Genomic DNA, 12000 nt, shown 5'->3' with positions numbered 1-12000 from the left:
AAATGGATCGGGTTGCGCTGATCACCGGCGGGTCGAGCGGCATCGGTGCGCAGACCACTCGAAAGCTGCTGGCGGCCGGGCATCGGGTGGCGGTTGTCGGACGCGATGCGGACCGGCTGGCCCGGTTCACCGCCGGGCTCGACGCGCCCGACGAAGTATTGGCGATCACCGGCGATGCCACCGATTATCCGGCGATGGCCGCGGCGGTGCAGGAGACGGTGCGCCGATTCGGGCGGCTCGACTGCGTGATCGCGAGCGCCGGATTCTCCAGTCACGACACCATCGCCGACGCGGACCCGGACCGGCTGCGCGAGATGGTGCTGACGAATGTGCTCGGGCCCGCGCTGCTGGTCAAGGCCGCGCTACCCGCGCTGCGGGACAGTCGCGGACGGATCGTATTGCTGGGAAGCGTTGCGGGATTCCGGAATTCGCCGGGCAATATGTATTCGGTGACCAAATGGGCGGTGACCGCGCTGGCCGAGAACACCAGGCAGTTGGTGACCGGTGACGGTATCGGTGTCACGCTGATCGCGCCGGGCCCGGTGGACACGCCGTTCTTCGACCAGCGGCCCCAGGGCGCGCCGCCGTTGGCGCTGCGGCCGGAGAATATCGCCGACGCGGTCTCCTGGGCAATCGCCCAACCAGAGGGTGTCGATGTGAATACGATGGTGATCAGGCCCGTCGGTCTCGGCGGTTGATCCCGACGCGCACTCCGGAATAACGCCAGGTAGGCCAGGGATGCCGTAGTTTTAGCCGGGGGTATCCAGCAGGCCTGGGAGGTGTGTTGACGGCAGCCGACGGCGGCGTGACGCTGCATCCACTGTCGACGGCTCAGCTACGGTGGTGGGTTGCGCAGCAACTGTTTCCGACGGTGCCGCTGACCGTGGCCATGTATCTGGAGATGCGTGGTCGCGTCGATATCGAGCTGACCAGGCGGTGTGCGCGGCGCGCGGCGCGCGAACTGCAATCGCCGCATGTGCGGTTCCGGGTGGTGGACGGACAGCCGCGCCAGTATGTGGACACCGCCGCCGAACTGCCGGTCCGATTCGTCGAGCCGGACGGGCCGGATCCGATCGCCGCGGCGCTCGCCTATATGGCCGACGACTACGGCGCGCCGCTCGATCCGCTGGCCGACGCGCTCACCGTCGCGACGGTGTACCGGATCGGGCCCGACCATCATCTGCTGTATCTGCGCAGCCACCACATCGTGCTCGACGGTGTCGGCGCGGCGGCGGTGCTGCGGCGGATCGGCGAGCTGTACCGGGCCGCGGGCGGGCTGCCCGAGCCGAAATGCGGTGCCCTGTCGGTGCCGGAACTACTCGACTACGAACAGGCCTACCAGGGTTCGGCACGGTCCGCCGCGGACCGCGCCTACTGGCTGGAACAGGTTGCCGGACTTGGTGATCCGGTGAGTCTGGCCGGCCAACCCGCGGCGCCGCAACCGCATCCGCTGCAGGTGAGCGGGGTGCTGGACGAGACCGCCGCGCAGCGCCTTGTCGCCGCCAAGGCCAGGCATAACGCCACCTTCCCCGAACTCACGGTCGCCGCCTTCGCCTGCTTCCTGGCCAGGATGACCGGCGCCGACGACATCGTGCTCAGCCTCCCGGTCACCGCTCGGCCGACCGCGGCACTGCGGCGCTCGGCCGGATCGATCTCGAATGTGGTGCCGCTGCGGCTTTCCGGCGTCGGGACCGGCACGGTCGGCGCGGCGCTCGCTCAGGTCCGGTTGCGGGTCATCGGCGCGCTGCGCCATCAGCGCTACCGGTACGAGGACATTCAGCGCGACCGCGGTGAACTACAGCCGGTGCGCGGCGGATTCGGGCCGGTGGTGAACGTGCTCGGCTTCGTCGAACCGCTGCGGCTCGGCCCGGTACACGGTGCGGTGCACCTGCTTTCGCTCGGACCGGTGGAGGATCTGCTGGTCAACGGGTATCAGCTCGGCCCGGACGAGCGGCTGGCCCGAATCGACTTCCAGGCCAATCCGGCGCGCTACCACCGCGATACCCTTGCCTGGCAGCATCGGCTCTTCCTGGACTTCTTCGGCCGGTTCCTGGCGGCCGAATCGGATTGTCCGGTAAGGGCATTGGATGAGCCGGTCGCGTATCCGCTTGCTCCGCACCACATCGGCAGTTTCCGTCTGCTGCCCGATCTTTTGCGCGCGGGCATGATGCCGAATGCCGTTGCGATCCAGGATGGTTCGCGCACCATGACCTATCGGGAACTGGACCGGGCCTCGTCGCGGTGGGCACGGGAACTCATCGCGCACGGGGCCGGGCCGGGGGAGTGCGTCGTCGTCGCGGTGCCGCGTTCGCTGGAATCGGTGCTCGCGCTGTGGTCGGTGGCGAAGACGGGCGCGTGCTTCGTACCCATCGATCCGGCCGATCCGCCGCTGCGTTTCGGCGCGGTGTTCACCGATTCCGGTGCCCGCCTCGGGATCACATCCGCCGGATTACTGGGCGAGTTGCCCTACGGGTCGTCGCGTCTGCGTCCGATCGAGGTCGCCTGTGCCGTCACAGTGGATGGTGGTGCGAACGGCTCGGGCGTCGCATGGTTGACCATCGACCGGCCCGCGCCCGATCGCTCCGGGGATCCGATCGAGGACGGGGATCGCCTGCGCCCATTGCGCGCCGACCATCCGGCGTACCTGATCTACACCTCGGGAACCACCGGGAAACCCAAGGGTGTCACGGTGACCCACCGCGGGCTCGGCGCACTCACCGATCATCTGGTCGAGCACTATCGGTTGCATCCGGATTCGGTTGTGCTACATGCCCATTCGCCGTCGTTCGATGCGCACCTGCTCGAATTGCTCGGTGCGTTCGCGGCCGGTGCGCGGTTGGTGGTGGAACCGCCGAGGATTGTCGCCGGCAGCGAATTGTCCGGGCTGATCCGGGATTACGCGATCACCCACTTCCTCACCACACCCGCCGTGCTCGCGACGCTCGCCCCGGACGAGGTGCCGGGGTTGGAACTCGTCGTGGTCGGCGGCGAGGCCTGCCCCGCCGAGCTGGTCCGGCGGTGGGCCCCGCACGTGCGGCTGTGCAATGGCTACGGTCCGACCGAAACCACCATCATGGCAACGCAAACCGGCGCGATGACGCCGGACGGCCCGGTGACCATCGGCCCGGCCCTGCCCGGCGTGCGCACCATGCTGCTCGACCCGCGCCTGCGGCCGACGCCGCTCGGTGGCCGCGGTGAGCTCTATATCGGTGGGCCCGGTGTCGCGCGGGGCTACCATCGCGCCCCGGCGCTCACCGCGGTCCGATTCGTCGCCGATCCGGCGGGCACCGGCGAACGCCTTTACCGCACCGGCGATCTCGTGGCCACCCGCGCCGACGGCGAATTCGACTTCCTCGGCCGCGCCGACGCGCAGGTCGCGGTGCGCGGGCGGCGGATCGAACTCGCCGAGGTGGAGGCGGCGTTGACGGCAGGTCCGGAGATCGCGGCGGCGGCGGTCACGGTCGCCGACGCGGGTCGTCCCGAGGCCAGACTCATCGGCTATGTCGTCGCAGCCGAGGGGTTTTCGTTCGAACCGGCGGAAACGCTGCGCCGGGTGCGGGATGTGCTGCCCGCGGCATCGGTGCCCGCCGCGCTGGTCGAGCTGGATCGATTGCCGTTGTCGCCCAACGGAAAACTCGACCGCGCCGCCTTGCCCGCACCCGTGGTGCGGGCCCGCGTCTACCGGGAGCCCGGATCGGCGCTGGAGCGGCTGGTGGCCGATCATTTCGCGCGGGCGACCGAGCAGCGGGCGGGCCTCGACGACGACTTCTTCGAGCTCGGTGGCAATTCGCTGCTCGGCGTCGCGGTTTCGGCGGAGTTGGCCGCGGCGTCCGGCGTCCCGGTCACCGTGCGCTGGATCTACACCGCGCCGACCGTGCGGGCGCTCGCCGACCGGATCGCCACCTACGACGGCGTGGATGCCGCCGACGACGCGCTCGGCATACTTCTGCCCCTGCGGCGCAGTGGATTTCAGCCGCCGCTGTTCTGCGTGCACTCCGCCGTCCCGCTCGCCTGGTGTTACGCCGGGCTGGCCAGGTACATCACCGACCGGCCCGTGTACGGCCTGCAGGCGCCCGCGCTGACCGGTCCGGTGCCCGCCGTCACCACCATCGACGATCTCGCGGATGCCTATGTGCGGGAAATGATTCGGGTGCAACCCGACGGGCCGTACCACCTGCTCGGCTGGTCGCTGGGCGGACAGATCGCACACGCCGTCGCGGTCCGACTGCGTGCCATGGGCGCGGCGGTCGCGCTGCTGGCGATGCTGGACAGCGTCGTGATCCCCGATGGCGCGGAACCGCCGCCCGCACCGCGCATGCGCGATCTGCTCACCCATCTGCTCGGTGACGAGCCCGTCGACGCCGATGCGCTGCCCGATCTCACCGCCGCCGAGGCGGCGGCCGAATTAGCCGCCGCCGGAGCGTCTTTCGGCACCGGCCTGACCGCGGATCAGCTGGCGCGGCTGCACCGCGGCTACGTCGACGGTGTCGGCCTCTCCCACGGTTACCGGCCCGGCGTCTTCGACGGCGATCTGCTCTACTTCTGCGCGACGCGCGGCATGACCGAACTGCTCGATGTCAGGATCTGGCGGCCGTATGTCACCGGCGAACTGATCGAGCACCGCGTGGACGCGACCCATGCACAGCTCACCAACTCCGACGTGGTCGCCGTCATCGGACCGATCCTGGCCGCGCACCTCGCGCGTTCGGCCGCGCCGGTGAGGAGCGGATGGTGAACTCTCGCAACATGTTTCCGAGCGTCGGCACCCGCACCGGGCTCGAATGGCGCGATATATGGGATCACGGGCATCCGGAGGTCGCCGGACTCACCGCGTGGATCGACGGCTATCTGACCCGCCCGCACCCCGACCTCGGCCGGGACGGTCCGGTGTGTCCCTTTGTGCGCCAATCGATCAAGCGGCATACGCTGTGGGCCGCCGTGGTGCCGGGCGGGGATGAGCTGACGGTGCCTCGGATGACCGATGCGGTGGACGACGCCATCGAGATCTACCGCGCCATGCGCGCGGCCGATCCGGATCCGCGGCTCTGCTCGCTCACGCTGTTTCCCGGCCTCACCCGGCTGCACCTCGTCGATTCGGTGCATGCCGCGCGCAAGTCCGGCGTCGTCGAACAAGGGCTGATGCTCGGCCAGTTCTATCCGGGCTGTGCCGTTCCCGGCCTGTGGAACAAGGACTTTCACCCCTTGGACGCGCCGGTGCCGATGCTGGTGATCCGGAAGATGATGAACACCGACTTCCCGTTCCTCGTCGGCCGCAGCGAATGGCTGTACGCGTACCTGTCCAGTATCGCGCCCGAGCTGCCGCGTAACCTGCGTCGCACCATCGCCGAACGAATGCGGGTCGACGGACCGGCGGCCGATGCGATCACCGATTTGCGGGTACACGCGCCAGGAGAACACGCCCGATGACCACCCGGAGGGAATCGTGAGAATACGCAGGCTGCTGCGCTGCTTGGTCCTGATCGTCTGCCTGGTTTGTCTTCCGGTCACCGGAGCCTCGGCCGATCAAGGGGATTCACGCATACTCGACGTACGGCCGTTGGGCGGCAGACAATTCGAGGTGGTGGTGTATTCGGCCGCGATGAATCGTCCGATCACGCTGTGGGTTTCGCATCCCGACGGGTCGGCGCCCGCGCTGTACCTGTTGAACGCGGTGGACGGCGGCGAGGACGGCGGTCCGTGGACCACCCGCACCGATGTCGTGAACTTCTTCGCCGACAAACCGGTCAACGTGATCGTGCCGATGGGCGGGCGGGCCAGTTTCTACACCGATTGGCTGCGCGACGATCCGGTGCTCGGCCGCAACCGGTGGGCCACCTTCCTCAGCCGGGAGCTGCCGCCGCTGCTGGATGCCCGTTTCCAGATGACCGGACGCAATGCCGTTGCGGGACTGTCGATGTCGGCCACCTCCGCACTCGATCTGGCGATCGGGGCGCCCGGACTCTACCGAGCTGTCGGGGCGTACAGCGGCTGCGCGCGCACCACCGATCCGCTGGCGCGCGCCCTGGTGTACACGCAGCTGGCCACCTTCGGCGCCGATGCGGGGAATATGTGGGGCGATCCGACCAATCCGGCGTGGGCCGAACATGATCCGACCCTGCATGCCGATCGGTTACGCGGTGTGGCCCTTTATATTTCGGCCGGGAACGGTGCGCCGGGCCCGCACGAGACGCTCACCGATCCCGGTATCGATGGCAATCCGGGGCGGCTGCTGGACCGGGTGATGGTCGGCGGGGCGATGGAGACGGTGGTGGCCGCCTGCACCCGTCCGCTGCTCGACCAGCTCGCCGCGCTCGGCATCCCGGCGGCGGTGAATCTGCGCCCGGCGGGCACGCACGCCTGGTCCTACTGGCAGGACGACGTGCACCAGTCGTGGCCGATGTTCGCCGCCGCACTCGGGGTGTGAGCATGTCGGTACCCGGGTGGACAATGCGGACGTGGCATACGACACAGAGCTGGCCGATCGGATCAGGGAGCTCATCGAGCCCGAACCCGATCTGACCGAGAAGAAGATGTTCGGTGGGCTGTCCTTCCTGGTCGGCGGCAATATGGCGGTGGCAGCCAACCGCGAGGGCGGCTTGCTGGTCCGGGTCGATCCCGAGGAGAGCGACGAGCTCACCGCCCGCGTTCATGTCGAGACGGCGGTCATGGGCGGCCGCACGATGAACGGCTGGTTGCGCGTCGACGCCGAGGCGGTCGGCACCGAGGAGGCGCTGCGCGAGTGGGTCGATCGCGGTGTCGACTACGCCAGGACCCTGCCGCCGAAAAAGAAGTAGCCGCGGCCATTTGTGGCCGCGGCTACTCAGGACGCGCTACCTCAGCGCGGCTGTTCGGTGCCCAGCGCGACGCCGTAGCCGGCGGCCGCACCGCCCGCGGCGCCGACGGCGGCGCCGACCGGGCCCGCCATCGCGGATCCGGTGCCTGCGCCGATCAGCGCGCCGACGCCGGTGAAGTCGGTGCGGCGCTTGTCGAGCTCCGGGGTCTGGGCCGGGGCGATGTTGAGCGCCGGGCCCACCGCGTCGGTGACGGGATCCGCGGCGGCGGTACCCGAGCCGAGCGCGGCGGCCAGTGTGACGGCCGCGCCGCCGAGCACGATGGCGACAGACTTCCTCATATCCAAATCCTTCCCGTGAACAAACCGCCCCGAATCAAAGAAACCGGACGGTTGTTCAATTAGATCAGACCGGCCCGGCCGACCCCAGAATCACCGGCACCCGCGGGTCCGCTGGACGGAACAGCGGTTTCGTCGCGTTGTGATCACGGTTACCCTGCGGCGATGAAACTCTTACCGCGCGCGGCGGCGGTCGCGGCCTGCAGCACGCTGGTCTGGATGGCACAGGCCGGTGCGACACCCGGCGTCGATGTCAATCCGGTCACCCTCGGCCAGGCCGAAATCCCGGCGAACATACTGCCTTTCGTCGCGGGCACCGACTACGTCGTCCGGGAGATCACCATCGGGCCCGGCGGTTCCACCGGCTGGCACTACCACTACGGTCCGGTATTCGGCTTCGTGCGCGCCGGCACGCTGACCCACCCCGGCCCCGACTGCGTACCGGTCGTCTACCGCCCGGGCGACTTCATCTACGAACCCGAGGGCGCCTGGAACGTCCACATCGGCCGCAACCTCGGCCCCGACCCACTCATCCTGGACGTCGTCTACGCGCCCCCGATCGGAAAACCCCTGTTCGAGGACGCCCCCGCGCCGGTTTGCGCGGCGGGTTAGCGATTTCCGCAGGTCCGGTGCCGGTCGGCGTATCGTTCGGTCATGCTCCGATTCGACGGTGTAATCGAGGACGCCCCCGGTGGCGGGGCGTTCATCGCGGTGCCCGCCGAGGTCGTCGCCGGGCTCGGCGGCGGTGGCCGGATCCCGGTAATCGCGACATTCGATGGGATCGAGTACAGGGGATCGATCGTGTCGATGGGGGCGGGGCCGTGCCTAGGAGTGTTGAAGGCGATTCGGGCCGAGCTCGGGAAGGCATCCGGGGATACCGTGACGGTTACGGTGGTGCGGGACCAGGCGGCGCGGACCGTGGAGGTGCCGGAGGATCTGGCCGCCGCGTTGACGGCGGCGGGGCTGCGGAAGGTCTTCGACGAACTGTCCTTCAGTAAACAGCGGGAAGCGGTCGACTCGATCGATTCCGCCAAGCGACCGGAGACCAGGGCGCGGCGGATCGAGCGGACGGTTTCCGAGTTGAGTTAGGTTCCGGGCAGATCGATTTCGGCGAACGAGGCGATCCAACGGTGCGGTGGGCGTGGGGGATTCGGTTCGCCCGGGCGGTGGACGCCGATGGCGGACCAGCCCGCGGTGGTGGCGGCGTCGAGTTCGTCCGGGTGATCGGAGAGGAACAGGATGTCCGCGGGTGCGGTGCCGATGGCGCCCGCGATCTTCTCGTACGAGGCGGGCTCGCGTTTCGGGCCCGCCGTCGACAGGTCGAAGTAGCCGCTGATGAGTGAGGCGAGTTCACCGCCGCGGGCGAAGCCGAACCAATCGCGCTGGTTGCGTTCGGATCCCGACGAGTACACGTACAGTCGCAGGCCCGCGGCATGCCAGGCGCGCAGCGCGGGCGGTGCGTCGGGGAAGAATTCGCCGTGCAGCGCACCGTTGCGGAAGCCCTCGGCGCAGATGATGCCCTGTGCGGCCTTCAACGGTTCGGCCTTCACATCGGAATCCAGCCAGCCGCGCAGGATCTCGGCCACCTCGGCCTCGTCCGCCGCGGGCCGCCCGGCCAGCTCGCGCGTGCCCTCGACCACGGAAACCGCCGCGCCCCTGCGGTTTTCGGCCAGCCAGCGCGGAAGTCGCTGCCGGGTATAGCCGTACAGGTCCTCCCGCACCGAACTGGTCGGGCTGGTGGTGCCCTCGATATCGACGACGACCGCGGCGGTCACGGGGCGATCAGCAATTCGTCGAGGGTGGGGAAGCTTTCGCTGATCCGGTCCCCGCTGAAATCACCGATCCAGCCGTCCTCCTCCTCGAAGAACCGGATGGCGATGAAATCGGGCCTGGTACCCATATCGAACCAGTGCAGCGTGCCCGCGGGCACCGAGAGCAGATCGCCCGCCTCGCACACGGTGGCCAGCACCTCCTCGCCCAGGTGCAGGTAGAAGCAGCCGCGTCCGGCGGCGAAGAACCGCACCTCGTCCTCGGCGTGCCGGTGCTCGTTCAGGAATTTCTCCCGCGCGCCCTTGGCGATCTGCGGCCACTCCGGATTGCCGTCGTCCGGGTGGATGCGCGCGATATCGATATGCTTGTAGCGGCCATCGGCGTTGAGCTCGCCGACCTCGTCGCGGTAGCGGGCCAGCAGCTCGTCGGAGGCGATCGCCGCGGCGTCGTCCAGCACCGGCCAGTGGCCGTAAGTGACGCCGTACTTTGCCAATTCGGCGCCGATCACCGCGTCGTCGGTGGTCCGTACCCGCACCTCGGCCGCATTGTCGGCGGCCATCACCTGCAGCAGGGTCATGTCAGTCCAATCTCGAGAATCTCGTTGCGCGTCGCGAACGCGTGGCGGCGACCGGTGCGGGCGACCAGCTCGCACAGCGCCTCCAGGCATTCCGCGCGGTCGCGTGCCTGTGACAGATTGTCCCCCCACGCGGTGATGCCGTGTCCGGCGATTCCGAGAACCGGTGGCGCGGTGGGGTTTTCGGTCAGGTAGCGCTCGATGTCGGCGCCGATGCGCGCGACGTCGGGCCAGTTCGGGAAGATCGGGATATCGATCAGCGCCGGATCCTGTGCGCCGAGCCCCTTGATCAGCTCGAAATCGGTGACGCGCAAGGTGGTCGGCGCGTCCGGCGCGCCGTTCAGCGTGAAAAGCGTTGTGGCATAGGGCGGATGGATGTGCACGACGGCCGCGGCGGGCCTGGTCCGGTACACCGCGGTGTGAATCGTGGTCTCCGCCGAGGGTTTACGACGCTGCGACCCGACCGGGGTGGAGTCGCCGACGTGCACGGTGACCATATCGGCGGCGGTCAGCTCGCCCTTGGACAGCCCGCTGCCCGTGATCACCGCATGGTCGCCGGACCGCACCGAGATATTGCCCGCGGTGCCCGGCATCCAGCCGCGCGCATACATTTCGCGGGCAATGCCGGCGATCTCGTCGCCCGGCGCGTCCTCGTTCGAGTAGACGATGCCGTGCTCGGTGACGACGGCCGTCACCAGCTCGCCGGGCGTCACGTCGAACGCCGGATTGAAAACCCTGGTGTTCGCGGGAGCCGTTGCGACACCGCCGAATCCGGTGACCTCCGCGGCGGCCCGCTGCTCCACCACGATATCCGCGCCGGTCGCCATCGTTGTGTCCCTTGTGGATTCGGGCGCGACGACGATGAACGGAATTCCGTGGTGCCGCGCGGCAAGGGCCAGCGCGTATGTGCCGATCTTGTTGGCGACGTCGCCGTTGGCGGTGATGCGGTCCGCGCCGACGATCACGCAGTCGACCTGTCCGGTGGCCATCGCCCATGCCGCCGCGGAATCGATGGTGAGCCGGTGCGGAATTCCGGCCTCGGCCAGCTCCCATGCGGTGAGCCGCGCGCCCTGCAGCAGCGGGCGGGTCTCGTCGACCAGCACGTCCTCGATGGCGCCGCGCTCGGCGAGCACCCGCAGCGCGCCGATGGCGGTGCCGAAAGCGCTGGTGGCCAGGCGGCCGGTATTGCAGTGGGTGAGCACGCGCAGCGGCCGGTCCGGGCACAGCCGCAGCACCAGATCGGCGGCGTGGGTCGCGGCGGCCCGGTTCACCCGGCTGTCCTCGGCGACCATGGCCAGTGTCTCGGCGAGCACCGCCTCGGCGCCCTCGGCCACCCGCTCGACGACGCGGCGCACCGCCCAGGCCAGGTTCACCGCGGTGGGGCGGGCGTCGGCGATGCGCTCGGCCTCGGCCCGGACCCGCGGCACGTCGACAACGCCCGCCGCGGTGTGCGCGCGGGTGGCGATGACGACGCCGAACGCGCCCGCGATGCCGATGGCGGGCGCGCCGCGGATGGCCAGCGCCCGGATGGCGTCGATGATCTCGTCGACGGTGCCGAGGCGCAGCTCGCGCACCTCATGTGGCAGTCCGCGCTGGTCGATGGTGACCAGCACACCGTCGTCCCAGGTCAGAGAACTGTCGTCCATCAGGTGCATCCTTCGTCGCGAACCGCATACCGCCTGGTGAACGGTATCCGACGCCGGTCGGCGGCCGAAATCCGCCTAGACGGCCCATCCGCCGCACTCAGTCGGCCGCGCGATATCCGGGTTCGGTGCGCAGCTGGGCGGCCCGCCGGGCCGGGTCGTAGTCCGGTCCGACACCGTCGATCAGCAGCAGGTCGCCGTCGATGTGGTCGGTGCGCAGCCGCAGGATGGCCCGGTACTCGGGTGAGCGATACCAGGCCCGCGCCTGCTCCATGGTCGGAAAGCCGATCAACACCATCGATCCGGGCCAATCGCCCTCCACCACCTCGACGGGTGTGCCGTGGATGACGAATTCGCCCGCGAACGGGTCGAGGGTCGCCTGGATGCGTTCCAGATACTCGATGATGTCCGGATGCGGGCGTCGGCTGCGCAGATGGGCGAATCCGTAGGCGGTCATGCGGCACTCCTTTGTTCGGGTTAGCCGAACATAGGTCGGGTGCCGAGGCCGGGCAATTACCTCCGGGGTAATGGCGGATCCGTCCACGCATGTATCCAGTCAAGGCCCGCTGGTACGGCTCCGCAAGGGTTCGGCGCAGGGCGCGTGGAAGGTGCGGCGCCGCAGCATCATTGACACAGCAGCGCCGCCGGTCCTGTCGGTAGGACCGGCGGCGCGTTATGAGACTTCGATCAGTGCTGGCCGGGGCGCTGCGCCTGGTTCGGGTTGTTGCCCATCCGGCTGTCCCGCTGGCTGTCCCGCTGGCTGTCGGCATTCGAGCCGGCACGGTTCATGCCCTGCTGGTCCTGGCGCTGCTGCTGTTGCTGCTGCTGGCGCTGCATCTGCTTGGGCATTTTCTTAGGCGTTTTCTTCGACTTTTCAGTCATCT

General features: G+C 69.1%; 13 protein-coding genes. 7 read left to right on the top strand and 6 right to left on the bottom strand.

What is annotated here, in order from left to right; translation table 11 throughout:
• The first annotated feature begins 2 nt into the window (after nucleotides 1-2).
• The 5 genes from F5544_RS36965 to F5544_RS36945 all read left to right on the top strand — a co-directional run bounded on the left by F5544_RS36965 (nucleotide 3) and on the right by F5544_RS36945 (nucleotide 6794).
• Nucleotides 3-698: an SDR family oxidoreductase gene (locus F5544_RS36965; protein WP_167477458.1), complete on the top strand. Its 696-nt coding sequence runs from the start codon at nucleotides 3-5 to the stop codon at nucleotides 696-698.
• Nucleotides 699-781: 83 nt separating this feature from the next.
• Nucleotides 782-4735, top strand: coding sequence for an amino acid adenylation domain-containing protein (locus F5544_RS36960; RefSeq protein WP_238846856.1), 3954 nt, complete (start codon nucleotides 782-784; stop codon nucleotides 4733-4735).
• Nucleotides 4729-5427, top strand: coding sequence for a DUF6875 domain-containing protein (locus F5544_RS36955; RefSeq protein WP_167477457.1), 699 nt, complete (start codon nucleotides 4729-4731; stop codon nucleotides 5425-5427). The genes F5544_RS36960 and F5544_RS36955 overlap by 7 nt, the downstream gene beginning before the upstream one ends.
• 22 nt (nucleotides 5428-5449) lie before the next feature.
• Nucleotides 5450-6424 (top strand): alpha/beta hydrolase, encoded by a 975-nt coding sequence (locus F5544_RS36950; RefSeq protein ID WP_167479728.1) that lies wholly within the window; start codon nucleotides 5450-5452, stop codon nucleotides 6422-6424.
• Nucleotides 6425-6455: 31 nt separating this feature from the next.
• The gene (locus F5544_RS36945; protein WP_167477456.1) at nucleotides 6456-6794 is read left to right on the top strand and encodes a TfoX/Sxy family protein; all 339 of its coding nucleotides are present in this window, start codon (nucleotides 6456-6458) and stop codon (nucleotides 6792-6794) included.
• A gap of 41 nt (nucleotides 6795-6835) precedes the next feature.
• Here the strand turns inward: F5544_RS36945 and F5544_RS36940 are convergent, their stop codons facing one another.
• Nucleotides 6836-7132 carry a hypothetical protein gene (locus F5544_RS36940; RefSeq protein WP_167477455.1) on the bottom strand — a complete coding sequence of 99 codons (297 nt, stop codon included), beginning with the start codon at nucleotides 7130-7132 and terminating at the stop codon, nucleotides 6836-6838.
• A gap of 162 nt (nucleotides 7133-7294) precedes the next feature.
• Between F5544_RS36940 and F5544_RS36935 the strand changes: the two genes are divergently transcribed.
• Nucleotides 7295-7741, top strand: a complete 447-nt coding sequence (locus tag F5544_RS36935) for a cupin domain-containing protein (RefSeq protein WP_167477454.1) — start codon at nucleotides 7295-7297, stop codon at nucleotides 7739-7741.
• 42 nt (nucleotides 7742-7783) lie between these two features.
• On the top strand, nucleotides 7784-8218 hold the full coding sequence (locus tag F5544_RS36930; RefSeq protein ID WP_167477453.1) for a YdeI/OmpD-associated family protein: 435 nt from the start codon (nucleotides 7784-7786) through the stop codon (nucleotides 8216-8218).
• Here the strand turns inward: F5544_RS36930 and mtnC are convergent.
• The 5 genes from mtnC to F5544_RS36905 all read right to left on the bottom strand — a co-directional run bounded on the left by mtnC (nucleotide 8215) and on the right by F5544_RS36905 (nucleotide 11998).
• Entirely contained in the window at nucleotides 8215-8904 is a 690-nt protein-coding gene (gene mtnC / locus F5544_RS36925; protein ID WP_167477452.1) for an acireductone synthase, read from the bottom strand. The genes F5544_RS36930 and mtnC overlap by 4 nt on opposite strands.
• Nucleotides 8901-9476, bottom strand: a complete 576-nt coding sequence (locus F5544_RS36920) for a 1,2-dihydroxy-3-keto-5-methylthiopentene dioxygenase (RefSeq protein WP_167477451.1) — start codon at nucleotides 9474-9476, stop codon at nucleotides 8901-8903. The genes mtnC and F5544_RS36920 overlap by 4 nt, the downstream gene beginning before the upstream one ends.
• On the bottom strand, nucleotides 9473-11119 hold the full coding sequence (mtnA, locus tag F5544_RS36915) for an S-methyl-5-thioribose-1-phosphate isomerase (RefSeq protein WP_167477450.1): 1647 nt from the start codon (nucleotides 11117-11119) through the stop codon (nucleotides 9473-9475). Before mtnA ends, F5544_RS36920 begins: the two co-directional genes overlap by 4 nt.
• Before the next feature lie 97 nt (nucleotides 11120-11216).
• Complete coding sequence (locus tag F5544_RS36910; protein WP_167477449.1) at nucleotides 11217-11573, bottom strand: DUF1330 domain-containing protein; 357 nt, start codon at nucleotides 11571-11573, stop codon at nucleotides 11217-11219.
• Nucleotides 11574-11803: 230 nt separating this feature from the next.
• Nucleotides 11804-11998: a hypothetical protein gene (locus F5544_RS36905; protein ID WP_167477448.1), complete on the bottom strand. Its 195-nt coding sequence runs from the start codon at nucleotides 11996-11998 to the stop codon at nucleotides 11804-11806.
• Between the last annotated feature and the right edge of the window lie 2 nt (nucleotides 11999-12000).

The sequence above is a fragment of the Nocardia arthritidis genome (assembly GCF_011801145.1).
Lineage (GTDB): Bacteria > Actinomycetota > Actinomycetes > Mycobacteriales > Mycobacteriaceae > Nocardia > Nocardia arthritidis_A.
This window is presented reverse-complemented; position numbering and strand designations above follow the sequence as displayed.

Excerpts from the sequence above, each read along its gene's own strand:
- F5544_RS36965 (WP_167477458.1), top strand. The coding sequence starts at position 3 with ATGGATCGGGTTGCGCTGATCACCGGCGGGTCGAGCGGCATCGGTGCG.
- F5544_RS36955 (WP_167477457.1), top strand. The coding sequence starts at position 4,729 with ATGGTGAACTCTCGCAACATGTTTCCGAGCGTCGGCACCCGCACCGGG.
- F5544_RS36940 (WP_167477455.1), bottom strand. The coding sequence starts at position 7,132 with ATGAGGAAGTCTGTCGCCATCGTGCTCGGCGGCGCGGCCGTCACACTG.
- F5544_RS36935 (WP_167477454.1), top strand. The coding sequence starts at position 7,295 with ATGAAACTCTTACCGCGCGCGGCGGCGGTCGCGGCCTGCAGCACGCTG.
- F5544_RS36930 (WP_167477453.1), top strand. The coding sequence starts at position 7,784 with ATGCTCCGATTCGACGGTGTAATCGAGGACGCCCCCGGTGGCGGGGCG.
- F5544_RS36920 (WP_167477451.1), bottom strand. The coding sequence starts at position 9,476 with ATGACCCTGCTGCAGGTGATGGCCGCCGACAATGCGGCCGAGGTGCGG.
- mtnA (WP_167477450.1), bottom strand. The coding sequence starts at position 11,119 with ATGGACGACAGTTCTCTGACCTGGGACGACGGTGTGCTGGTCACCATC.
- F5544_RS36910 (WP_167477449.1), bottom strand. The coding sequence starts at position 11,573 with ATGACCGCCTACGGATTCGCCCATCTGCGCAGCCGACGCCCGCATCCG.
- F5544_RS36905 (WP_167477448.1), bottom strand. The coding sequence starts at position 11,998 with ATGACTGAAAAGTCGAAGAAAACGCCTAAGAAAATGCCCAAGCAGATG.